Below are 21,700 nucleotides of genomic sequence, written 5' to 3' on the forward strand. Positions count from 1 at the left end.
GCGGTCCCCGTCCGATGGTGTAGCGCGCGAAGGATGCATGAGGCTGGGAGGCGGACGATGCGCGAGGCCAGTGCGACGACGACGCCGGACGTGCGCACCGTGACGCCGTGGTCGATGCTGGGCATGTCGGGGCTCGCCGAGATCGTCGGCGTGTCGACGGCGCTCGCCGTCGCCTACGTCGCCGTCGCCGTGCTGCTGGCGGGTGCGCCGGGGATGGTTGCCGCGGTCGTCGTGGCGGGGGTGCTCTACTGGACGTTCCTGGAGTACTTGCTGCACCGCTTCGTGCTGCACTGGGAGCCCGAGCGTCCGGCGCTGCGCCTAGTGCGGCGCTGCTTCCCGAGCCATCGCTCGCACCACGACGCGCCGCTCGCCGAGCGCATCAACATCATGCTGCAGCTGCGCATCACGCTCGGCCTGACGCTCGCCTACACCGCGGCGCTGTGGGCGTGCGGGCTGCCGCTCGCGGTGGCGCTGGCGCTCAACGCCGGCATCCTCGTCGGCTACCAGGCCTATGAGGTGGTCCACGTCGCCTGCCACCACCTGCCCATGAGGAACGCTTGGGCGGCGCGGCTGAAGCGGCATCATGCGATCCATCACCACCGCGACGAGACGGTGAACTTCGGGGTCACGACGACGGTGTGGGACCACGTGTTCCGCACCGCCTGGCAGCCGCGAACGCGCGCGGTGTCGGCCACCGCGGCTTGAGCCTTCGCACCGACCACTCAGCGGCCCGCCCTCCGCGGTCGGGCCGCTGACAGGTCATCGGGTCAGCTCGCGGGCCGGCCCGAAAGGTCGGCGGGCAGCGCTCCGCGCGCCTGCTCCACGATCGCCGCGAACGCCGTCGGCTCGTTCATGGCAAGGTCGGCCAGCACCTTGCGGTCCACCTCGATGCCGGCCTTGTTGAGCCCGTCCACCAGCCGCGCGTAGGTGAGCCCCAGGGGGCGGACCGCGGCGTTGATCCGCTGGATCCACAGGGCGCGGAAGTTGCGCTTCTTCACCTTGCGGTCGCGGTAGGCGTACTGGTTCGCCCGCTCCACCGCCTGCTTGGCGACGCGGATCGTGTTCTTGCGCCGGCCGTAGTACCCCTTGGCCTGCTTGAGCACCTTCTTGTGCTTGGCGTGGGCGGTGACGCCGCGCTTCACGTGAGCCATGGGTCAGCCTCGGGCGTAGGGCAGGAAGGACTTGACGATCCGCGCGTCGGGATCGGACAGCGTCGTCGTCCCGCGCGCGTTGCGGATGAACTTCGGCGTGCGCTTGATCATGCCGTGCCGCTTGCCGGCCTGCGCGGTCTTCACCTTGCCGGTCGCGGTCACCTTGAAGCGCTTCTTCGCGCCGGACTTCGTCTTCATCTTGGGCATTTGCGCTCCGTACGTGCGGCCGCCGCGGCATGCCCTTCCCGGACATCGACCGTGCGCTCGGCCGAGATCGCGCCATGGCGCTTGCCGGGTGTGGCCGGGCGACCCTTTCGAAAGAAGCGCCGCATATAGCCGCTCGCGCGCTGCGCCGCAACCGAGGAGCCGATGGTCCGCCCCAAGCCAGCCACCGCGCACATGCTGCAACCCAGCCAGGCTGGCGGCATTGGTCGGGATGGGGCAAGGGATGGGCCTGCGAGCGCGCCGAGGCTGGCGCCGCGGACGCTGCAGGGGGAGGCGCGCGTGACGATGGTACGCGAGGACCTGTGCGGCGACGGGGCCCAGCGACCCGTCGGCGGCGAGGCACAACGCGCGCGTTCGGCCGAGCGCGAGCGCACCGCCGAACGCAGCGGGACGCCGCCCGACCGGACGCCGGCGCTGACCTTCGGGCCGATCGTCGCCGCGCTCGCCGAGCTTTATCGACGCCTGCGGCCGACGCGCCGGCGCCAGCTCGCCGCGCTGTCCGTCCTGGTGGTTGCCGGCGCGCTCGCCGAGGTCGTCACCATCGCGGCCATCGTCCCGTTCCTCGCCCTCCTCGTCGGCCTCGACAAGTTGCCGGCGAACCCCGTGACCGACGTCCTCGCCGACCTTGCCGGCAGCGATCCCGGGTCGCTCGTCGTCGTCGCCGGCGCGGTGCTCGCGGTGGCGGTCGTCGTCACCGCGCTGTTCCAGCTCGCGCTGTCCATCGCGACCAAGGTGCTGACGTACCGCATCGGCCACGAGGTGAGCGTCGAGATCTACGCGCGCACGCTGAACCAGCCCTACGCACGCTTCATCGAGCGGAACACCAGCGAGGTGCTGGCGAGCGTCGACAAGATCCACGCGGTGGTGATCGGCGTCATCCTGCCCGCGCTGCAGGCGATCACCGCGATGGCGGTGGCGACGGGCATCCTCGTCGTGCTCCTCGTCATCGAGCCGGTGGTGGCGGCCTGCGCCATCGTCTTCCTGGTGCCGACCTACGGCGGCCTCATGCTGCTGACACGGCCCCGCCTCATGCGCGCGTCGAGGGTCCTGTCGCGGACGTACGGGGCGCGGATCAAGGCGGTGCAGGAGGGGCTCGGCGGCATCCGCGACATCAAGATCGACCGCTCGCAGGCCCGCTTCATCGACGACTTCCGCAGGACGGACGGTGAGTTCCGCGGGGCGCAGATCGAGGCCGCGGTCATCGCCGAGGCGCCGCGGCGCCTCGTGGAGAGCGTCGGGATCGCGGTGATCGTCGTCGCGGCGGTCGTCATCAGCCTGGAGGGTGGGCAGGCGGCGACCGCGCTGCCTGTGGCGGGCGCCATGGCCTACGGGTTCCGCCGGCTCATGCCGCTGTTCCAGGACGTCTACCAGGCCCGCAGCGCGTTCTCCACCTACTCGGGCCTCCTCGTCGACGTGCTGGCCATGATGGACACGCCCGAGGAGCCGGCCGGGGAGGCCGACGCGGCGCCGCTGCCGTTCGACGAGGCGCTGGTGTGCCGCGCCGTCACGTTCACCTACCGCGGCGCGGCGCGACCGGCGCTCGACCGCATCGACCTTCGCATCCCCCAGGGTGCGCGCATCGGCTTCGTCGGGCGCTCGGGCGCCGGCAAGAGCACCCTGGTGGACGTCCTCATGGGCCTCCTCGAGCCGGACGCAGGGACGATCCTCGTCGACGGCGTCGCCCTCGACGGGGCGAGCCGCACGCGCTGGCAGGCGTGCATCGCCCATGTGCCGCAGTCGATCTACCTCGCCGACGACACGGTGGCGGCGAACATCGCCTTCGGCGCACGCGGCGGCCCCCTCGACCTCGCCCGGGTGGAGGCGGCGGCGCGCGAGGCCGAGGTGCACGGCTTCGTGAGCTCGCTGCCGGACGGCTACGCGACCCGCGTCGGCGAGCGCGGCGTGCGCCTGTCGGGCGGGCAACGCCAGCGCATCGGCATCGCCCGCGCGCTCTACAGGCGCCCCACGCTCCTCATCCTCGACGAGGCGACGAGCGCCCTCGACGATGCCACGGAGGCGGCGATCATGCGCTCCATCGAGCGGCTCGGCCGCGACATCACCATCCTCGCCATCGCGCACCGCGTCACGACGCTCAGCGCCTGCGACCGCCTCTATCGCCTGGAGGCCGGACGCATCGCCTTCGCCGGCGATTACGACGCGCTCCTTGCCGAGCGCCAGGCCGAGGGCGCGGCATGACCCCCATCGGATCAGCGCTGGTGCAACAGCGGTATGCCCAATTGTTGCCTTGATCGGTTCGGGGCGAGACGGTAGCTGCGGCGGAGTAGGTGAAGCGCAGAGACCTCGCGTTGTGCGGTCGTACGGGAGAGGACATGTCGCAGACCTCCGTCGTTCTCTTCGGCTCCCTCGGCCCGGCGGCGCAGTGTCTTGCGTGGCTGCTCGATCGCTCGGACGTGACCGTGCCGGCCGTCGTCTGTCGCGCAGGGCGCGCCGACCGGGCGGAGGAGCGCGCCGTGGTCGACCTCGCGCGCGCCCGCGCCGTGCCGGTGGTCGCGCTGGAGGAGGTGCCGGAGGCCGACCTCGGGCTGAGCGTGCGCTTCCACCAGATCCTGCGGCGGCGTCACCTCGACAGGTTCGTCCGCGGGGTCGTCAACATGCACGGCGCGCCGCTGCCGGACATGCGGGGCTCCATGTGCGAGTGCGCCGCGATCCTTGAGGGCCGCCGCACGTTCGGCGTCAGCCTCCACATGATGGACGAGGGGGTCGACACCGGGCCGATCCTCGCGGTCGACCGCTTCGACGTGCCGCGGGATGCGACGGCGAAGTCGCTCCTCTCGGAGGCCAACCGGCGCGGCGTCGCGCTGGTGCGCGGGCACTTCGACGACATCCTCGCCGGTCGCCTCGAGGCACGGCCTCAGGCGCTCGCCGAGGGGCGCACGTACCGGGCCGCCGAGCTCCTCGCCGTCCGCGACGGCCCGATCCCGTGGCGCCGCAGCCGTCGCGACCGGCGGCGCCGCGCCTTCTTCTACTTCGAGGGCGCGCCGCAGGTCCCGCGGATCGCGACCCGGCTGCGCCAGCTCATCGTCCCCGCCGCGGCGCCGCAACCGTGACCGTCCTGAAGTTCGGCGTCATCGGCTGCGGGCAGATCGGCCGCCGTCACCTCGCGGCGATCGCGCAGGAGCCACGCGCCGCGCTCGTGGCACTGTGCGACACCGATCCTGCGGCGCTGTCGCGGTCGGGCGAGGCGTTCCCGGATGCCGCGGCCTACGACGATCCGCACGCCCTGATCGCCTCGCCGGACGTGGAGATCGTGTCCATCTGCGCCCCTCACCGCCAGCACCCAGCGCTGTCCATCGCCGCGGTGGAGGCGGGCAAGCACGTCCTTGTCGAGAAGCCCATGGCGCTCACCGTCGCCGACAGCCGCGCCATGACCGAGGCCGCGCGGGCGAACGGCGTCAAGCTCGTCGTCGTGAAGCAGAACCGGTTCAACGCCCCCGTTCGCCACGTACGGCGGGTGCTCGAGGAGGGCCGGCTCGGCCGCATCTTCATGGTGCAGGCCAACGTGTTCTGGAACCGCTACCGCGGGTACTACGCGGACTCGCCCTGGCGCGGCTCGCGGGCGGAGGAGGGCGGGGCGCTGCACACGCAGGTCAGCCACTTCCTCGACCTCATGGTGTGGTGGCTCGGCCCCGTCGCGGACGCGAGGACGATGCTCGCGACCCTCCACCACCACATCGAGATCGAGGACTGCGGCGTCTCCGCGCTGCGCTTCGAGTCCGGCGCGCTCGGGTCGCTCAACTGGTCGACGGCGGTCTACAACGTGAACTACGAGGGCTCGATCACGCTGATCGGCGAGACCGGCACCATCAAGGTCGGCGGCAAGTACCTCAACGAGATCGTACATTGGGATGTCGCCTCGACGCCCCAGCCCGCGCCGGACACCGAGCCCGAGCGGCCCAACGACTACGGCGCCTACGTTGGCACCAGCGCCAACCACGGCCGCCTGTTCGAGGAGGTGGCGCAGCACATCATCACCGCGCGCAGCGGCATCGTGGAGGGCGAGGAGGGCGTCGCCTGCATCGAGGCGATCGAGCGGATCTATGCCGGTGCTGGCTGAAGGGACGCTCTACCGCGATCGCCCTGAGGACCGCCGGCCCGCGCCTTCGCTGTTCACCTCGCCCGGGTGGATCGCGGCCATCGAGGCGACCTACGGGGTGGACTTTCACTGCACGGGAGCGGCCGGCGGGGCGCAGGTCGTCTGCCTCTTCGACGACGCGCTCGGGCCGCGCATGGTGGCGCCGGCCTACGGCGACTACGCGGAGCGCTGCCCGGCCGAGGGGCTCGCCGGCCGCATCGCCTCGGTGCGCGACGCCTTCCCGGCCCACCCGCTGGCCGTCAAGGTCGCCGGTGAGGCCACCATCGACGCCCCGATCTCCCGCGACGCGCTGCTCCACGAGGTCCCCCTCGGCGAGGGCGACGGCGAGCCGAAGACCGCCTTCCTGCGGCTGGCGCGCCAGGCGGAGCGCGCGGGGTTGACCGTGACGGCGCGGACCGACGCGGCGGCCGTCGAGGACTTTTACGCCCTCTATGCGGCGCAGCGGCTGACGCGCTTCGGCCTCCTGCCGCAGCCGGTCGCCTTCTTCCGCCACGTGGCCGGGAACTTCTTCGGGTCGGGGGAGGGCGCGCTGTGGGAGGCGCGCGCCGACGGGCGGCCGGCAGCCTACCTGTTCATCCTCACCGTCGATGACGTTGCATATTACAAGTTCGGCTGTGCCGATCCTGACGCGCTCGGGTTGCGTCCCAACAACCTCCTGTTCCGCCACGTCCTCGACAGGGCGCGTGAGGAGGGGCGCATGCGGCTCGACCTCGGGCTCACGCCCTCGGGCAACGAGGGTCTGGCAAGGTTCAAGCGGTCCATGGGAGCTCGCGAGATGACGCTGCGCACCTTCTCGCTGCCGCCGCTTGACGGCGCGGCGCCGGACACCGGATCGCGCCGCGCGCTGCTCGGCGAGATCACCCGGACCGTCGTCGAGGGCGAACCCTCCGTCGAGGCCGCGTCCGCCTGTGGTGCGGCGCTCTACAGGTACTTCGCGTGAGCGGGGCGGGGACCGTCACCGTTCCGCTGTTCGACCTCGCGGCCCAGCACGCCGCGCTGTCGCCCGCCCTCCAGGATGCGACGGCGGCGGTCGTCGAGGGCGGTGCGTTCATCGGCGGCGCGGCGGTGGAGGCCTTCGAGGCCGCGTTCGCGGACTACCTCGGTGCGGGCGAGGTGGTCGCCTGCGCCAACGGCACCGACGCCATCGAGATCGCGCTCGAGGCGCTCGGCATCGGACCCGGCGACGAGGTGATCGTCCCGGCGATGACGTGGGTCGCGAGCGCCGAGGCGGTGGCGCGGGTCGGCGCCGTCCCCGTGTTCGCCGACGTGGTGACGGGCGAATGGACGCTCGACCCCGCGAGCGTCGAGGCCGTCCTCACCGAGCGCACCCGTGCGCTGATGCCCGTCCACCTCTATGGCCGTCCCGCGGACATGGACGCGCTCACCGCCATCGCCGCCAAGCACGGGCTCGTCGTCGTCGAGGACTGCGCCCAATCCCACGGCGCGATGCACGGCGGGCGGCACACCGGCACGCTCGGCGACGCGGGGACGTTCAGCTTCTTCCCCACCAAGAACCTCGGCGCGTGGGGCGACGGCGGTGCGATGGCGTTCCGCGACCCCGAGGTGGCGCGTCGGGCGCGCCTCATCGCGCACCACGGCCAGTCCGCGCGCCACACCCACGTCCTCGTCGGCCGCAACAGCCGGCTCGACGCGCTGCACGCGGCCGTCCTTGCCGTGAAGCTGCCGCGCCTCGACGGCTGGGTGGCGCGCAAGGAGGCGATCGCCGCGCGCTACCGCGAGGCCTTCGCCGACCTGCCGCTCGGCGTGCCCGAGCCCGCTCGCAACGGGCGCCACGGCTGGCACCTCTTCGTGGTCGACGCCGGAGCGTTGCGGGACGCGCTGCGCGACCACCTTGCGAAGGCGGGAGTCGGCACCGCGGTGCACTATCCGGCAGCGCTGCCCGATCAACCGTGCTTCGCACCCTACGTGCGCGGCACGGACGCGACCCCGGTGGCGTGTGCGATGGCCGGCACGATCCTGTCCCTGCCGCTGACCGCCGAGCTGACGGACGATCAGGTGGCCACCGTGATCCGCGCGGTGCGGAGCGCTTCGGCGTGACCGTCCGCCTCGTCAAGTTCGACGTCGTCCACCCGGCCGAGTACCTCACCGCGAAGAAGGCCGAGCACGGCAGCCTCGAGGCGATGTCGCTCGAGGAGTACCGGCGCTGGCTGATCGGGCTGCGCAGCAACTATTCAGACTTCTACACGCACTGGCTGAACGAGGCAGGGGGGTGGGAGGCCGAGGAGTTCTTCCTCAACGACCCGTTGTTCCTGAAGAAGGTCGCCCGGGAGGTGTGGGGGGGTGCTGGTGCTGCGGCGCGCGAGGTGAAGCGTGCCGCACGGACGCGGCTCCGGCGGCAGGGCTCGGCGATGGAGGACATCGTGCGCGCCTACCTCGCGGCACGCCCGGCGGACGTCGTGTTCGCGCGCTCGAACCCGATGCCGAGCGGGTTCTGGCGCAGCGTCCCGTCGCTCGCCGTCAGCCGCCTGTCGGCGCGCATGCCGTCCGCCTGGCACCCAGAGCACTTCGACCTCCTGTTCGTCGACGACCCCGTGTTCAAGGCGTTCTTCGAGATGCACGGTGTGCCGACCAAGCTCAACCGCCAGGGGTTCGACCCGCGCGTCGCGGACGAGCTCGAGGCCCCGCGCGAGCGATACGAGGCGGTGTTCGTCGGGGGCCTCGGCGTGCGCAACTTCTCCCGCCGCACGGCGTTCGTCGCGGAGCTTGCCCGCCACACTCGAGTCGATTTCTGGGGTTATTGGTGGCAGGAGACCGGGCCGAAGGGGTCTATCGCCGACTGGCCCGACCTCGAGCAGACGTTCCATGGCCCCACGTCGGGGCTCGAGATGTATCAGATCTTTCGGGATGCCCGCATCGTGCTCAACGACTACGTCGACCTCGATGTGGCGTCCGGCATTGGCTACAATCAACGCATGTTCGAGGTGATGGGCGCGGGCGGCTTCCTGCTCACCCGCGCTGCGACGAACCTTGCGATGGACTTTCCTCCGAACGTGTTCGCCACGTACACCGACCTTGCCGATTGCCTAGATAAAATTAGGTACTACGAAACCAACGAGGCGGAGCGCCGCGAGATGGCCGCTGTCGGCCAAGCCACGGTCCTGGAGCGTTACAGCTTCAGGGACATCGCGCTCGAGTTCGGCGGGGACGTAAGAGGGGCACTCGAAGGTCGGAGGGCGACGCGTTGAACGTCGAGGCGCGATCCCAACGGCTGCTGCGCGTCACCGAGCCCTACCTGCCGCCGCGCGAGGAGTACGAGCGGCACCTTGAGGGCATCTGGTCGCGAAGCTGGGTGACCAACGGCGGCCCCGTCGCGACGAAGCTCACCCACGAGCTGCGCGCGGTGCTGGGCGTGCCCCACGTCGAGCTCGCCTCGTCCGGGACCTCGGCGTTGCAGCTCGCCCTCGCGGCGCTCAAGGTGGCGGGCTCGGTCATCCTCACGCCCTACTCCTACCCAGCGACGCTGAACGCGGTGCTGTGGCAGGGCTGCACGCCGATCTTCGCCGACATCGAGCCCGGCACGTTCGGCCTTGACCCAGCCGCCGTCGAGCGCGCGTTGACGCCGGACGTCACCGCGATCGTGGCGACCCACGCTTACGGCCTGCCCAACGACGTCGCCGCCCTCGCCGACGTCGCGCGACGCCATGGCCTCAAGGTGATCTACGACGCCGCGCATGCCATGGGGGGCACCCTCGACGGCCGCTCGCTCCTCGCCTACGGCGACGCGGCCGCGGTCAGCTTCCACGCCACCAAGATCTTCCACACCGTGGAGGGCGGGGCCGTGGTCGTCCACGACGCGGAGCATGCCGATGCGGTCCGCCTCCTTCGGGCCAACGGCGTGGACGGGGACCTCGTCCCGCTCACCGGGTTCAACGCCAAGATGAGCGAGCTCCATGCCGCCATGGGCCTTGCCATCCTGCCGCGGTTGGAGGCGCTGATCGCCGAGCGGCGGGCGCGCTTCGAGATGTACCGTGAGTGCCTCGTCGGGCTGCCGGTCCGCCTGTTGGAGCCCGAGGCGATCACGGGGCTGTCCTGGAACTACCCTTACTTCCCGGTGGTGTTCGAGAACGCGTCGACGGTGCTGCGCGTCCAGGCTGCGCTGCGCGAGCAATCCATCGAGTCGCGCCGCTACTTCCGCCCGGCGATCAACACGCTCGAGCAGTCGCGCGGCGCGCCCTGCCCGGTGGCGGAGGAGTTGTGCGACCGTGCGCTGTGCCTGCCGTTCACCCCGTTCCTCAGCGCCGAGGAGGTGGCACGGGTCGCGGGCGGCGTGAGGGCGCAGGTGTGAGCGTCTGTGCCGCCACCGGAGGGGAGCGAGGGGCCGAGGGACCGAGGGTCGCCGTCATGCAGCCCTACTTCCTGCCCTCCCTCGTCTACTTCCACCTCGTCGCCGCGGCGGACGTGTTCGTGTTCTTCGACGACGTGCAGTTCGTCACCAAGCGCTGGACGCATCGCAACCGCATCGTCGTCAACGGTGCCGAGCACGCCTTCACCGTGCCGCTCGCCGGACGCAGCCAGTCGAAGCGCCTCACCGAGATCCGCGTCCATCCGGACGAGTACCCACGTTGGCGCGACAAGTTCCTCGCCACGTGCGCGCAAGCTTATGCCGGAGCTCCGCGCGCGGACGAAGTGCTGCCCGGCCTTGCCGAGGTGCTCGCGGAGGAGGACGTCACCATCGCGGCGCTCGCCGAGCGCAGCGTGCGGTGGGCCGCCTCTCACATGGGGCTTGCCCCGGGCTTCCTACGCTCGTCCGAGCTCGACTACGACCGCGAGGCGGGTCGCGCCGGGAAGATCGTGTCCCTGTGCGAGGCCATCGGCGCTCGGGACTACGTCAACGCCGCCGGCGGGCGGGCGCTCTACGACGACGCGGACTTCGCCCCGAGCGGTATCGCGCTTCGCTTCATCGAGCCGGAGCCGTTGCCTGCGCCCTACGGCGCGGCCTCGGTGCTCCACGCGATGATGCACCTGTTGCCCACCGCGCTCGCCGACCTTGCCGGCCGCTACCGGATCGCTGCCAAGGAGGCCGCATGAGCGCCGTACCCTCCGACAAGCCGGTCGTCATCTTCGGCATCGGCCAGCTCGCCGACCTCGCGCACTACTACTTCACCACCGACACCGCGCGCACCGTGGCCGGCTTCACGGTCGATGCGGCGTACGTCGAGGCTGACCAGCACCTGAGGCTGCCCGTCGCCCCGTTCGAGGAGCTGACGCGCCGCTTCCCGCCGTCCGAGCACGACATGTTCCTGCCGATCAGCTTCAAGCAGATGAACGGCATCCGGCGCGACCGCTTCCACGCGGTGAAGGACGCCGGTTACAACTGCGCGACGTACATCTCCAGCCGGGCGACGACGTTCGACAACCTCGTGATCGGCGAGAACTGCTTCGTGTTCGAGGACAACACGATCCAGCCGTTCGTCACCATCGGGGACAACTGCATCTTATGGAGCGGCAACCACATCGGCCACCACACGAGGATCGGCGACCACGTGTTCATCACCAGCCACGTGGTGGTGTCGGGTGCCTGCACCATCGGCGACATGTGCTTCCTCGGCGTGAACGCGACGATCCGGGACGAGATGGTGCTCGGGCCGAAGACGTTGGTCGGCATGGGCGCCACGATCCTCGCGCCGACGGAGGAGGGCGAGGTCTGGCTCGCCCCGCGCTCGGTCAAGGCCAAGGCGAAGAGCGACCGGTTCGACCGCATCTCGCCGAAGGCGCCGGCAGCCGCAGCGCCAGAGACCTCCGGCGACTGAGCTCATGTGGCGCCGTCATGGACTGATCTTCCGTCCGCACGGCGCGCGTCCGTGGATGGTGAGTCACGGCTGCACGCCGACCGCATTCCCCGTCGGGGACGGTCGGCTGCGGATCCTGTTCGCGCCCCGCAACGAGCGGGGTCAGTCGATCCCGTCGACCATCGACGTCGCCGCCGACGACCCGACGCGCGTCCTCGAGGTCGGCGAGCGGCCGGCGATGACCCTCGGCAAGACCGGGACCTTCGACGACGGCGGCATCATGCCGTGCTCGGTGGTGCCGACCGACGAGGGCCTCAGGATGTACTACGTCGGCTGGAACGCCAGCGTCTCCGTGCCCTACCGCAACGCCATCGGGCTGGCGCTTTCCACCGACGGTGGGCGCACCTTCGAGCGCATGTTCGAGGGTCCCGTGGTCGATCGCAGCCGCACGGAGCCCTACTTCACCGCCTCGCCCTGCGCCATGCGCGTCGGCGACGGATGGCGCCTGTGGTACGCCTCGACGGTGCGCTTCCTCGAGGTCGAGGGCCGGCAGGAACCGGTCTACGTCCTCAAGGACGCGACGAGCGACGACGGGATCGTCTGGCAGCGGCCGAACCGCACCGTGATCGCCCCGCGGCACGCGGAGGAGGCCATCGCCCGGCCCACCGTGCTTGCCGACGATAACGGTTATCGCATGTGGTTCTGCCATCGCGGGAGCCGCGACTTCCGCGACGGGGCGGACAGCTACCGCATCGGCTACGCCGCCTCGCGCGACGGCGTGACGTGGGAGCGGCGCGACGAGGACGCGGGCCTGGAGCGTCCCGCGGAGGGGTTCGACGCGCGCATGCAGACCTACCCCAACGTCGTACGCAACCATGACGCGTTGTTCATGTTCTACAACGGCGACGGTTTTGGTCGCGAGGGCATCGGCCTCGCAACGTGGAGCGCATGATGAAGATCCTGAGCTACGACCTGGCCCGCTACGACTTTCCAGCAGCGGTGCGCGAGATGCTGGGCGTCGACGACCTGTCGACCCTGACGATCGGGACGGCGGCCAACCCCGAGCACTCCATCTACAAGAACATGGAGCAGACGCCGCTTTACACGCGCCTTGCCGAGGCCCTGCGCGGTGAGGGCAGCGCCCGGTTCCGCCGCACCTATCGCGACTTCGTCGCCGGCGAGGTGCAGCCGCGCTACAGCGAGCCGATCCTTTACCAGGCGTGCCCGACGCTGCGCATCATCTTCGCCGACGCGGAGGGCGTGTCCCGCTTCCACCGCGACCGCGACTATGGGCACGACGCGCGCGAGGTGAACTACACGGTCGCGCTGTCCGACGCGTTCGAGACCAACGCGATCTGGATCGAAAGCAAGGAGGGCGCCGAGGACTACGCGCCGATCACGTTGCGTCCGGGCGAGTACGCGCGCTTCGACGGCGCCTCGCTGTCCCACGGCGCGGTGGCCAACCGCACCGGCCGCAGCCGCGTGTCGTTCGACTTCCGCATCACGCCTGCCTCCCAGCGCGGCACCCAGGCGATCGTGGACGCGAGCGAGGCCGGTCCGCCCGACCCGCACGCCTTCGCCCGGGTCGATGCCGTCGACGCGTGACGAACGTCACCCCGGGGTCGCCCGCGCCCACGGCCTCGACGGGGCCGCGGGTGAGCGTCTCCATCATCACCTACAACCAGCGGGACTACATCGGTCAGGCGATCGACAGCGCGTTGGCCCAGGAGACCGACTTCCCCGTGGAGGTGCGCGTCGGCGACGACTTCTCCACGGACGGCACGCGCGAGGTGCTGCTCGCGTACCGCGAGCGCTACCCCGAACGGGTGAGGCTGAACCTGCAGCCGGAGCGGCCGTCCGGGGTGCCGGGACGGGTGAACAACGCGACCAACCTCTCCTCGTGCGTCGGCGAGTACATCGCCATGCTGGACGGCGACGACTACTGGGTCGACCGGCGCAAGCTGCAGAAGCAGGTGGACTTCCTCGACGCGAACCCGGGGCACGCGGGCTCGGTCCACGACAGCCTGGTCCTCGAGGAGGGCCAGGGACCACCGGTGGACACGATCGCCCAGCTCCACACCCTCGGCCCGCCCGCCGGTGACACCGACTTCTCCACGGACGAGGTGTTCATGCGGCTGATCTTCCAGACCTCGAGCTTCGTCTTCCGCCGCCGCCTTCTGCCGGCGCCGTTGCCGGACTGGTTCATGCGCATCCACTCCGCGGACGTGGCGCTCTACCTCATCGCGGCGAAGGATGGGCCGCTGCGCTACATGGTGGAACCCATGTCGGTCTACCGCCGGCACGCAGCCGCGTGGATGCGCACCGTCCCTCAGCTCGACTTCTGGGAGCGGGCGATGGTGGAGCGCCGCGTGTTCCGCGAGGAGCTCGGTGCGGTGCCGCCCGCCCCCGCGCGTGCCTCCATCGAGATCTTGCGCGCGCGGCTGCACTTCAGGGAGCGGCACCTCTGGCAGACCGTGCTGCGCGCCGGCGCGGTGATGGCGCACCATCCGCCGACCTTCGCGCGCTGGGTCGGCGGCATCGTCCGCCGGCGGACCAATCGCGGCGTGAGGTGGCCGACGGCGTGAGACCGCGCGTCACGCACGAGTGATCGTGCCGTCCTCGACGGTGAAGCGGTCCGCCTCGCCGAGCGCCTCGAACAGCGCCGCGTCGGTGCCCGTCATAAAGGTCTGCGCGCCGAGCGCGCTGAGCGTGGCATAGAGCGCGGCGCGGCGCTCGGGGTCGAGGTGCGCGGCGACCTCGTCGAGGAGGAGGAGCGGCGTCTCGCGTATGACCCGCGACACCAGCGCCACATGGCCGAGAACGATGCCGATGAGGAGCGCCTTCTGCTCTCCCGTCGAGGCGAGCGCGGCCGGCATGTCCTTCTCCACGTGCGTGACCGCGAGGTCGACCCTGTGCGGGCCTGCCAGCGCACGGCCGGCAGCCTGGTCGCGCGGGCGGCCGTCTCGCAGGCGCAGCAGGAGGTCGGTGGGGCTGGTGTCGCCGTCGTCGCCGGCGAGCGCCAGGAGCGCTTGGGGAAAGTCGCCTCCGGCCGCCGCGCGCGTCGCCTGCGCTGCGTTCAGCTTGACGACGAGGTCGACGCGGGCGCCCGCGATGGCGGCGCCGTGCTCGGCCATCTCGCGCTCCACCGCGTCGTACCACGCAGCGTCCGACACGCCGTCCTCGAACATGCGGTTGCGCTGACGCATGGCCCGCTCGTAGGCGTTGGCGCGCCGTCCGTGCTCTGGGTGGAGCGCCAGCGCCAGCCGGTCGACGAAGCGCCGGCGGTCGGACGTGGGGCCGGTGAACAGCCCGTCCATGGACGGGGTCAGCCACAGGACGCGAGCGAGCGCGATCAGGTCGTCGGGCCGACGGTCCTCGCCATCGATGCGCACCTGCCGTGCCGCCTCGCCGGTCACGCCGGTGCCGACGGCGATCGTCTCGCCGTTCTTCGTGATGCGCGCGCTCGCGGCCCAGCCGCCCGGCGCGCGGGCGCCCTGCCGGATCATCTGAGCGTAGGTCGCCCGCCGAAGGCCGCGGCCGGGCGAGAGCAGCGAGACGGCCTCGAGGACGTTGGTCTTGCCGGCGCCGTTGGGCCCGGTCAGCACCACGTGCGGCGCCGTGGTTTCGAGGCGTGCGGCGACGTAGTTGCGGAAGTCGGTGAGGGCGAGGCGAGTCAGGCGGACGACGCGTCGGGGTGGCTCGGCCGGACGCAGCACAGCGGATGGGGACGACCCGGACGGCGGGTCAGACCCGCATCGGCATGAGGACGTAGAGCGTCTTCTCGGCGTCGCCGTCGTGGATCAGCGTCGGCGACCCTGGGTCTGCGAGTGCGAACGTCGCGTTCTCGGAGGAGAGCTGGCTGGTGATGTCGAGCAGGTACTTCGAGTTGAAACCGATGTCGAGCGGGTCGGCATCGAAGTCGACCACGAGTTCGTCCGTCGCCGTGCCGGAGTCCGGGTTGATGACCGAAAGCGTCAGCGCGCCGTCGTTGAGCGACAGCTTCACCGCGCGGCCGCGCTCGGAGGAGACGGTCGACACGCGGTCGACCGCGGAGGCGAAGTCGACGCGGTCGACGTGCATGATCTTCCCGTTGTTCTTGGGGATCACGCGGTCGTAGTCCGGGAACGTGCCGTCGATCAGCTTGGAGGTCAGCACCACGTTGGCGAACGATGTGCGGATCTTGGTATCGGAAAGCTCCACGGTGAGTTCGGCCTCCGGGTCGTCCATGAGGCGTTGCAGCTCGCCCACCGTCTTGCGTGGAACGATGATGCCGGGCATCCCTGCCGAGCCCTCGGGCGCGGCCACCTGCGCCTGCGCGAGCCGGTGCCCGTCGGTGGCGACGGCCCGGAACATCGTCTCGCCGCCGGTGTCCACCGTGTGGAAGTAGATGCCGTTGAGGTAGTACCGCGTCTCCTCCGTGGAGATCGCGAACTGCGTGCGGTCGATCAGCCACTTGACGTCGGCCGCCGGCAGGCGGAACCTGTGGGAGAACTCACCACCGGTGATGTCCGGATAGTCGCTCTGCGGCAGCATCTGGAGGGCGAAGCGCGAGCGGCCCGCGGTCAACGTCATCGTCGAGCCGTCGGGGTTCGTCTCCAGCGCGATGCGCGCCCCCTCGGGGATCTTGCGCACGATGTCATGAAGCATGTGCGCGGGGACGGTGAGCGCGCCGGGCTGGTCGACCGCCGCCTCGACGGTCTCCACGAGCTCGACATCGAGGTCGGTGGCCTTGAGCACGAGCGCCGCGCCGTCCGCCTCGATGAGGACGTTCGACAGGATCGGGATGGTGTTGCGCCGCTCCACGATGCGCTGGACGTGGCTGAGCGGCTTCAACAGGTGGGCCCGTTCAAGGGTCGCGCGCATAACCGGGTCCGTCGGCAGGAACGCGGGGGTACCCGCAAGGACGGCGACATTGACCAGAAGGCGGCGGGGCTGGCAAGCGCCCGCAGGGCCGTCTGGTGGCCATGGCCGGCGACGTCCACATGGCGGCGCCGGAGCCGCGGCGCGCACGACGACGGCGCAGCGGAGCGGACGTTGGCGGCGCTGCTCTACTGGTCGAGCAGCCGCTTCAAGGTCTCCACGTCCTCGGCCGTCTGTGGGTCCTTCTTCACCATGTCCTCGACCTTGCGCACCGCGTGGAGCACCGTCGTGTGATCGCGGTTGCCGAAGCGGCGGCCGATCTCCGGCAGCGAGCGCGGCGTGAGCGTCTTCGACAGGTACATCGCGATCTGCCGGGGCCTGACGATCACCCGCGTGCGTCGCGCCGAGACGAGGTCGTGCCGTGACACCCCGAAGTGCTGGGAGGTGACGCGCTGGATGTCCTCGATCTTCGGCTTCTTCGTCTCGCGCGCCCGCAGGAGGTCGCGCAGGGCGTTCTCGGCCATCTTGAGGTCGACGGGCGCGCCGGTGAGCTGGTTGTGCGCCACCAGGCGGTTCACCGCGCCGACGAGGTCGCGCCCGTTGGTGGTGACGGAGCGCGCCACGAAGTCGGTCACTTCGTCGGGGAAGGCCAGGCCCTCGAAGATCTCGCGCTGTGCGGCGATCCGCTGCTCGAGGATGGCTCGGCGCATGGCGTAGTCGGGCGCGTCGAGCTCCACGAGGAGGCCGCCGCCGAGCCGCGAGCGCACGCGGGCGTCGAGGCCGTCGAGGTCGGCAGGCGGGCGGTCTGCCGCGACGATCACCTGGCGTTGGCTGTCGACCAAGGTCCCCAGGGTGTGGCCGAACTCCTCCTGCACCTTGGTGCCGTTGAGGAACTGGAGGTCGTCGATGATGAGGACGTCGATCTCGCGCAGGATGTCCTTGAACGAGATCGTCGTGCGGTTCCTGATCGCCGAGACGAAGCGGTACATGAAGTGTTCGGCCGTCAGGTACAGCACGCGGCGCGCGGGGTTGACGCCGACCGCGGCGCTGGCGACCGCTTGCAGGAGGTGGGTCTTGCCGAGCCCGACGGGAGCGGAGACGAAGAGCGGGTTGTACGCTGTCCGGTCGCCAACCTGGGCGAACGCGACCTTCTTCGCGGCGGCGACGGCGAGCTGGTTCGCCGCACCCTCCACGAACGCCTGGAAGGTGTGGGCCGGCTCGAGCGCCGAACCCTCGAGGCTACCGACCGCGTTGACCCTGGTCGGTACCGCGTCCGCCTGGCGGTGCGGGGCCGCGCTGCCTGCCGTGGCGCCGACCCGGTTGGGCGCCACGGCGAACGCGCGGTCCTCGGCGGGGCGCAGCGCGCTGCGGACCTTGAAGCGCACGTCGGCGGTCTCGGGCCGCTCGGCGCGCCAGCGCTGCAGGATGTCGGCTGCGTATTGGCTCTTGACCCAGTGACGGATGAACGAGGTGGGCGTGGAGAGGTCGACGATGGGACCGGCTTCGCCCTCGAACTCGATGCGCTCGAACCAGGACGTGTAGATGTCCTCACCGTGCGCCGCGCGAAGCTCCGCCTTGATCTTCTGCCAGCATTGCACCGCCAGCGCGTCGGTCGTCATGGTCGAAGTTTCGTTAGGTTCCATCGGTCGCACTACTCCTATCTCCCGTCGGCTGGGACTGTGTTTCACTTGATCACCGGGTTCGCTCGACGCGGCTCCCCGTCAGGCGCCCGGGCGCCCGCGCACGGGGACTGGTGTTCTGCTGTGCAGTTTCTTTAGGACTGACGCCAGGGAAGGCCCGAGGCCTTCCATCCGGCCCTGTTGCCGCGATGCCCTTCGGTGTCCGGCGGGCCCTCGAAGCCGTCCTTCACGTTGTAGCAAGCCTCGTAGCCGAGCGCCGTCGCCGCCTTCGCGGCAGCGAGGCTGCGCACGCCGCTGCGACAGAGGAAGTAGAGTGGGGCGGAGCGGTCGGGGACCGCTGCCTGCAGCGCCGCCCCGAATGCCTCGGAAACCTGCATCGACGGGAAGGACTGCCACTCCAAGAGCACCGGCTCCCCCGCCGGCGTTGCCGACAGGTTTGCCACGCCGACGTAGCTCCACTCCGCCTGCGTCCTCACGTCGACGAGGCGGGCCTTCGGGTCGCCCTCCAGCGCCAGCAGGGTGTCGGACGGCGAGGCGTCCGCGATGGTGGGGTCTGCTTCTTGCGACATGGCCATGACTTCCCCGTGCGGGTGGAGCGCACCCGTTGATGGCGTTCTTGTCTCGGTCGTGCGGTGCGGGTCGGGGCTAGGCTCGACCGGTTGGCGCAGGGACTTCGATGCGGTCCAACGATCCTTGAGCCGCGCGCGCCTCGGGCGACTGACCCACGACCTTGTCACAATCGAAAATTGTAATTTTCGGCATGCTCAAACACCACCTAGGCAACATTTCCGTGGACACAACGTTCGTGCCACGACCCTACTCTTTAGGACGGGCGATCCCCTCGCCCGGTGGGCAATAACTGACACGCACCGGCCCCTCGGGCAAGCGGCGATGGCGACGCTCGGCGCGACGCTTTCCGCAAAACGCCAAGCGTGCCGCGGTCTTTTGCACAAGCTCGGCTGAAAATGCTGTTCTGCCTTAACGGGTTCGCAGCACCTCGGAATTATGATTCTTCAAGCAAAATAATTTAAGCGTCTTTGCAGTTGACGTCCCCTCCAACGTGCCTGCGGGAGCCTCGATCGGGGGCGCAGGGGGGCGTTGGCGGCACCGCGGAGCGTTGGCCGCACCGAGGGCGTCCCACCTTGAGTTGAAGCTAAATCGAGGGTTTCGCTTCGAATTTCGCTGACAGCGAGGCGGCCTTCAGAACCCGCGCTCGCCGTTGGATGAGCGTTGCGCACGCAAAACGCTGTCCCAAGGTTGCCGGCGCGGCCGAGCCCTTGCCGTCTATGTCCCGCCCGTCGGAGGCTGCAGCGCAGGGGAGACGTGCCTGTGGATAACTAAAGCGCATGATGCAGCAGGGCGCACCGCTCGTGCGCCGTCTGATCCCGGCTGCACGACGGCGGCAACACAGAGCGCACCGGTGGCCGAGCATGGGCGCTCGAGGCCGACCGGCATCGTTCGAGTGGAGCCTGTTCGACGTTGATCGGTCGTCAGGCCGAGGCCGACGACCGGGCTGTCGACGCCGGTGAGGGCATCAACGTCCGTGCCCCCGTGTCAGCCGATGGCCTTCACGCGTCCCGCCAGGCGCGACACCTTCCGCGCCGCGGCGTTCTTATGGATGATGCCCTTCTGCGCAGCGCGCATGATCTCCGGCTGCGCGTCGCGCAGGGCGGCGAGCGCGGCCGCCTGGTCACCGGAGGAGATCGCCTCCTCGACTTTGCGCACGTACGTGCGCATGCGCGAGCGGCGCGCGGTGTTGACTGCGGTCCGCTTCCCAAGCTTGCGGACCATCTTCTGCGCGGACTTCGTGTTGGCCATGGACCCTTCCGGTGACGCAGGCGCGCCCCCGCGCCGGAACGCGACGGCGTCGCCATCGGCTTCAAGAGATCGAAGCCGCGCCTACGCCGTCAAGCCGACCGCGTCAAGGCAATCGGGGTGGCTGGACGGCTTAACGGTTGCGAAAGTTCGGCGCACGCTTCTGGGCGAACGCCTCCATGCCTTCGCTCTGGTCCTCCGTCGCGAACAGCGCGTGGAAGATGCGCCGCTCGAAGCGCACCCCTTCGGCGAGCCCGGTCTCGAACGCGCGGTTGACGCTCTCCTTGGCGGCCATCAGCGATGGCAGTGACTTCGAGGCGATCGTCGCCGCGACCTTGCGGGCCTCGTCCATCAACTGGTCGGCCGGCACCACGCGCGCGACGAGCCCGGCGCGCTCCGCCTCCGATGCGTCCATCATGCGACCGGTGAGGATGAGGTCCATCGCCTTGGACTTGCCCACCGCCCGCGTCAGGCGCTGCGTGCCGCCCGAGCCGGGGATGATGCCGAGGTTGATCTCGGGCTGGCCGAACTTCGCGGTGTCGGCCGCGATGATGAGGTCGCACATCATGGCGACCTCGCAGCCGCCCCCCAGCGCGTAGCCGCCGACCGCCGCGACGACGGGCTTGCGCATCGTCGCGATCCTGTCCCAGCGTGAGATGAAGTCGCCGCCATAGGCGTCCCAGAACGACTTGGTCGCCATCTCCTTGATGTCCGCGCCGGCCGCGAACGCCTTGCCGGCACCCGTCAGGATCATGCAGCCGACGCCCTCGTCGGCGTCGAACGCCATCAAGGCGTCGACTGCGTCGTCCACCAGGCGGGCGTTGAGCGCGTTCAGCGCGTCCGGCCGGTTCAGCGTGACGATGCCGACGGCACCGTCGCGTTCGGTCAGAACCAAAGTCTCGCTCACGCGTCCCTCCCCCGTTGGTGCGCCACCGGTAGGCAGGCGCGCCGACAGGCGCAACCTTTCGAGCCGGCGTGCGGGTTCGGGTACGACCGTCCGCGGGGCGCACGGGGAACAGCGATGACGGACGGGGGAGCGGCGAGCGTCACGGCGCGCTACGAGGCGCGCGTCGCGCAGGGGGAGGTGGAGCGCGACGCGGCGCAGCTCGCCGTGGCGCGGGCGCTCGACGACGTGGTCGCCGAGCTCGCCGCTCGCCGCGGCGGGCTCACCGGCGTCCTGCGCCGCAGCCTCGGCCGCACCCGACCCGTGACGGGGCTCTACCTCTGGGGTGCGGTCGGTCGCGGCAAGACGATGCTGATGGACCTGTTCTACGAGGCGGTCCCGAACCAGCGGAAGCGCCGCGTCCACTTCAACGACTTCATGGCGGACGCCCACGCGCGCATCGCCGCCCTGCGCCGCGAGGACGAGGACGACGCCGTGGCCAAGGCGGCCGAAGCCATCGCGCAGGAGACCCGGGTCCTGTGCTTCGACGAGTTCGCTGTCACCGACATCGCCGACGCGATGATCCTGTCGCGTCTGTTCAAGCCGATCTTCGAGCAGGGCGTCACGCTGGTCGCGACCTCCAACGTCGCCCCAGCCGAGCTTTACCGCGAGGGGCTCAACCGGGCCCTGTTCATGCCGTTCATCCGCCTCCTGCGCGACAACGTGGACGTCGTCGAGCTTGACGCGGCGGCGGACTACAGGCTCGACCGGCTGCAGGACTTCAGGGTGTGGTTCGCGCCGGGCGAGGCGGGCTTCGAGCGGCTGTGGGACAAGCTGCTCGCCGGGCGGCACGCCGGTCCGACGACCGTCCCGGTCGCGTCGCGCAAGCTCGCCGTCCCCCGCGCGGTGGGCGGGCTGGCGCGCTTCACCTTCGCCGAGCTCGTCGAGGCGCCGATGAGCGCGGCGGACTACCTCGCGCTCGCCAAGCGCTTCCACACGCTCCTCCTCGAGGGCGTGCCGGTGCTGGGTCCGGCGCGGCGCGAGACGCTGCGCCGCCTCATCAACCTCGTCGACGTGCTCTACGACCAGAAGGTCCGCCTCATCGTCACCGCCGAGGCGGAGCCGGACGACCTGTTCGATCCCGGGGAGGGTGGGGCGGCCGACGAGGCCTTTGCCTTCGCTCGGAGCGCCTCACGGCTGCACGAGATGCGCTCGTCCAGCTACCTCGCCGAGCTTGAGGCGACCCCTGCCACGTGAGCCGG

The 21,700-nt window shown here is 70.5% G+C and carries 22 protein-coding genes; 14 read left to right on the plus strand and 8 right to left on the minus strand.

Annotated elements, in window-relative coordinates; genetic code table 11:
• The first annotated feature begins 57 nt into the window (after window positions 1–57).
• Entirely contained in the window at window positions 58–705 is a 648-nt protein-coding gene (locus tag ACOOE8_RS10425; RefSeq protein WP_420391414.1) for a sterol desaturase family protein, read from the plus strand.
• A gap of 62 nt (window positions 706–767) precedes the next feature.
• On the opposite strand, the gene rplT is transcribed toward ACOOE8_RS10425, so the two are convergent.
• Window positions 768–1,151 carry a 50S ribosomal protein L20 gene (rplT, locus tag ACOOE8_RS10430; RefSeq protein WP_420391415.1) on the minus strand — a complete coding sequence of 128 codons (384 nt, stop codon included), beginning with the start codon at window positions 1,149–1,151 and terminating at the stop codon, window positions 768–770.
• 3 nt (window positions 1,152–1,154) lie between these two features.
• A complete protein-coding gene (gene rpmI / locus ACOOE8_RS10435; protein WP_420391416.1) occupies window positions 1,155–1,358 on the minus strand; it encodes a 50S ribosomal protein L35 in 204 nt (67 codons plus the stop codon).
• 303 nt (window positions 1,359–1,661) lie between these two features.
• Here rpmI and ACOOE8_RS10440 point away from each other — a divergent pair, with 303 nt between their 5' ends.
• The 12 genes from ACOOE8_RS10440 (at window position 1,662) to ACOOE8_RS10495 (ending at window position 13,825) form a co-directional block, all read left to right on the plus strand.
• On the plus strand, window positions 1,662–3,572 hold the full coding sequence (locus ACOOE8_RS10440) for an ABC transporter ATP-binding protein (RefSeq protein ID WP_420394680.1): 1,911 nt from the start codon (window positions 1,662–1,664) through the stop codon (window positions 3,570–3,572).
• Between the two features lie 134 nt (window positions 3,573–3,706).
• Complete coding sequence (locus ACOOE8_RS10445; protein ID WP_420391417.1) at window positions 3,707–4,444, plus strand: formyltransferase family protein; 738 nt, start codon at window positions 3,707–3,709, stop codon at window positions 4,442–4,444.
• Window positions 4,441–5,451, plus strand: a complete 1,011-nt coding sequence (locus ACOOE8_RS10450; protein ID WP_420391418.1) for a Gfo/Idh/MocA family protein — start codon at window positions 4,441–4,443, stop codon at window positions 5,449–5,451. The genes ACOOE8_RS10445 and ACOOE8_RS10450 overlap by 4 nt, the downstream gene beginning before the upstream one ends.
• Entirely contained in the window at window positions 5,441–6,430 is a 990-nt protein-coding gene (locus ACOOE8_RS10455) for a GNAT family N-acetyltransferase (RefSeq protein ID WP_420391419.1), read from the plus strand. Before ACOOE8_RS10450 ends, ACOOE8_RS10455 begins: the two co-directional genes overlap by 11 nt.
• Window positions 6,427–7,548 (plus strand): DegT/DnrJ/EryC1/StrS family aminotransferase, encoded by a 1,122-nt coding sequence (locus tag ACOOE8_RS10460; RefSeq protein WP_420391420.1) that lies wholly within the window; start codon window positions 6,427–6,429, stop codon window positions 7,546–7,548. The genes ACOOE8_RS10455 and ACOOE8_RS10460 overlap by 4 nt, the downstream gene beginning before the upstream one ends.
• A complete protein-coding gene (locus ACOOE8_RS10465; protein WP_420391421.1) occupies window positions 7,545–8,696 on the plus strand; it encodes a glycosyltransferase family protein in 1,152 nt (383 codons plus the stop codon). The genes ACOOE8_RS10460 and ACOOE8_RS10465 overlap by 4 nt, the downstream gene beginning before the upstream one ends.
• Window positions 8,693–9,796, plus strand: coding sequence for a DegT/DnrJ/EryC1/StrS family aminotransferase (locus tag ACOOE8_RS10470; protein WP_420391422.1), 1,104 nt, complete (start codon window positions 8,693–8,695; stop codon window positions 9,794–9,796). Before ACOOE8_RS10465 ends, ACOOE8_RS10470 begins: the two co-directional genes overlap by 4 nt.
• Window positions 9,793–10,539, plus strand: coding sequence for a WbqC family protein (locus tag ACOOE8_RS10475; RefSeq protein WP_420391423.1), 747 nt, complete (start codon window positions 9,793–9,795; stop codon window positions 10,537–10,539). The genes ACOOE8_RS10470 and ACOOE8_RS10475 overlap by 4 nt, the downstream gene beginning before the upstream one ends.
• A complete protein-coding gene (locus tag ACOOE8_RS10480; RefSeq protein WP_420391424.1) occupies window positions 10,536–11,261 on the plus strand; it encodes an acetyltransferase in 726 nt (241 codons plus the stop codon). Before ACOOE8_RS10475 ends, ACOOE8_RS10480 begins: the two co-directional genes overlap by 4 nt.
• 4 nt (window positions 11,262–11,265) lie before the next feature.
• Entirely contained in the window at window positions 11,266–12,192 is a 927-nt protein-coding gene (locus ACOOE8_RS10485; protein ID WP_420391425.1) for a hypothetical protein, read from the plus strand.
• On the plus strand, window positions 12,189–12,845 hold the full coding sequence (locus ACOOE8_RS10490; protein WP_420391426.1) for a hypothetical protein: 657 nt from the start codon (window positions 12,189–12,191) through the stop codon (window positions 12,843–12,845). Before ACOOE8_RS10485 ends, ACOOE8_RS10490 begins: the two co-directional genes overlap by 4 nt.
• Window positions 12,846–12,895: 50 nt before the next feature.
• On the plus strand, window positions 12,896–13,825 hold the full coding sequence (locus ACOOE8_RS10495; RefSeq protein WP_420391427.1) for a glycosyltransferase: 930 nt from the start codon (window positions 12,896–12,898) through the stop codon (window positions 13,823–13,825).
• A gap of 9 nt (window positions 13,826–13,834) precedes the next feature.
• Here ACOOE8_RS10495 and recF read toward each other — a convergent pair whose 3' ends face one another.
• The 6 genes from recF to ACOOE8_RS10525 all read right to left on the minus strand — a co-directional run bounded on the left by recF (window position 13,835) and on the right by ACOOE8_RS10525 (window position 20,462).
• Window positions 13,835–14,956, minus strand: coding sequence for a DNA replication/repair protein RecF (gene recF / locus ACOOE8_RS10500; RefSeq protein WP_420391428.1), 1,122 nt, complete (start codon window positions 14,954–14,956; stop codon window positions 13,835–13,837).
• 28 nt (window positions 14,957–14,984) lie between these two features.
• Window positions 14,985–16,103 (minus strand): DNA polymerase III subunit beta, encoded by a 1,119-nt coding sequence (gene dnaN / locus ACOOE8_RS10505; RefSeq protein WP_420391429.1) that lies wholly within the window; start codon window positions 16,101–16,103, stop codon window positions 14,985–14,987.
• Between the two features lie 185 nt (window positions 16,104–16,288).
• Window positions 16,289–17,719 carry a chromosomal replication initiator protein DnaA gene (dnaA, locus tag ACOOE8_RS10510; RefSeq protein WP_420391430.1) on the minus strand — a complete coding sequence of 477 codons (1,431 nt, stop codon included), beginning with the start codon at window positions 17,717–17,719 and terminating at the stop codon, window positions 16,289–16,291.
• A 155-nt stretch (window positions 17,720–17,874) separates the two neighbouring features.
• Window positions 17,875–18,309 carry a rhodanese-like domain-containing protein gene (locus ACOOE8_RS10515; protein WP_420391431.1) on the minus strand — a complete coding sequence of 145 codons (435 nt, stop codon included), beginning with the start codon at window positions 18,307–18,309 and terminating at the stop codon, window positions 17,875–17,877.
• A gap of 985 nt (window positions 18,310–19,294) precedes the next feature.
• Window positions 19,295–19,558 (minus strand): 30S ribosomal protein S20, encoded by a 264-nt coding sequence (gene rpsT / locus ACOOE8_RS10520; RefSeq protein WP_420391432.1) that lies wholly within the window; start codon window positions 19,556–19,558, stop codon window positions 19,295–19,297.
• Between the two features lie 130 nt (window positions 19,559–19,688).
• Entirely contained in the window at window positions 19,689–20,462 is a 774-nt protein-coding gene (locus ACOOE8_RS10525) for an enoyl-CoA hydratase (RefSeq protein WP_420391433.1), read from the minus strand.
• Between the two features lie 114 nt (window positions 20,463–20,576).
• On the opposite strand from ACOOE8_RS10525, the gene zapE reads away from it, so the two are divergent.
• Window positions 20,577–21,695, plus strand: a complete 1,119-nt coding sequence (gene zapE / locus ACOOE8_RS10530) for a cell division protein ZapE (protein WP_420391434.1) — start codon at window positions 20,577–20,579, stop codon at window positions 21,693–21,695.
• Window positions 21,696–21,700 lie beyond the last annotated feature (5 nt).

It is taken from the genome of Acuticoccus sp. (assembly GCF_965213555.1).
Lineage (GTDB): Bacteria > Pseudomonadota > Alphaproteobacteria > Rhizobiales > Amorphaceae > Acuticoccus.

What these genes read in the sequence shown, in the direction of transcription:
- ACOOE8_RS10425 (WP_420391414.1), top strand. Translation starts at nt 58, where the DNA reads ATGCGCGAGGCCAGTGCGACGACGACGCCGGACGTGCGCACCGTGACG.
- rplT (WP_420391415.1), bottom strand. Translation starts at nt 1,151, where the DNA reads ATGGCTCACGTGAAGCGCGGCGTCACCGCCCACGCCAAGCACAAGAAG.
- rpmI (WP_420391416.1), bottom strand. Translation starts at nt 1,358, where the DNA reads ATGCCCAAGATGAAGACGAAGTCCGGCGCGAAGAAGCGCTTCAAGGTG.
- ACOOE8_RS10440 (WP_420394680.1), top strand. Translation starts at nt 1,662, where the DNA reads ATGGTACGCGAGGACCTGTGCGGCGACGGGGCCCAGCGACCCGTCGGC.
- ACOOE8_RS10445 (WP_420391417.1), top strand. Translation starts at nt 3,707, where the DNA reads ATGTCGCAGACCTCCGTCGTTCTCTTCGGCTCCCTCGGCCCGGCGGCG.
- ACOOE8_RS10480 (WP_420391424.1), top strand. Translation starts at nt 10,536, where the DNA reads ATGAGCGCCGTACCCTCCGACAAGCCGGTCGTCATCTTCGGCATCGGC.
- ACOOE8_RS10485 (WP_420391425.1), top strand. Translation starts at nt 11,266, where the DNA reads ATGTGGCGCCGTCATGGACTGATCTTCCGTCCGCACGGCGCGCGTCCG.
- ACOOE8_RS10490 (WP_420391426.1), top strand. Translation starts at nt 12,189, where the DNA reads ATGATGAAGATCCTGAGCTACGACCTGGCCCGCTACGACTTTCCAGCA.
- dnaN (WP_420391429.1), bottom strand. Translation starts at nt 16,103, where the DNA reads ATGCGCGCGACCCTTGAACGGGCCCACCTGTTGAAGCCGCTCAGCCAC.
- dnaA (WP_420391430.1), bottom strand. Translation starts at nt 17,719, where the DNA reads ATGACGACCGACGCGCTGGCGGTGCAATGCTGGCAGAAGATCAAGGCG.
- ACOOE8_RS10515 (WP_420391431.1), bottom strand. Translation starts at nt 18,309, where the DNA reads ATGTCGCAAGAAGCAGACCCCACCATCGCGGACGCCTCGCCGTCCGAC.
- rpsT (WP_420391432.1), bottom strand. Translation starts at nt 19,558, where the DNA reads ATGGCCAACACGAAGTCCGCGCAGAAGATGGTCCGCAAGCTTGGGAAG.
- zapE (WP_420391434.1), top strand. Translation starts at nt 20,577, where the DNA reads ATGACGGACGGGGGAGCGGCGAGCGTCACGGCGCGCTACGAGGCGCGC.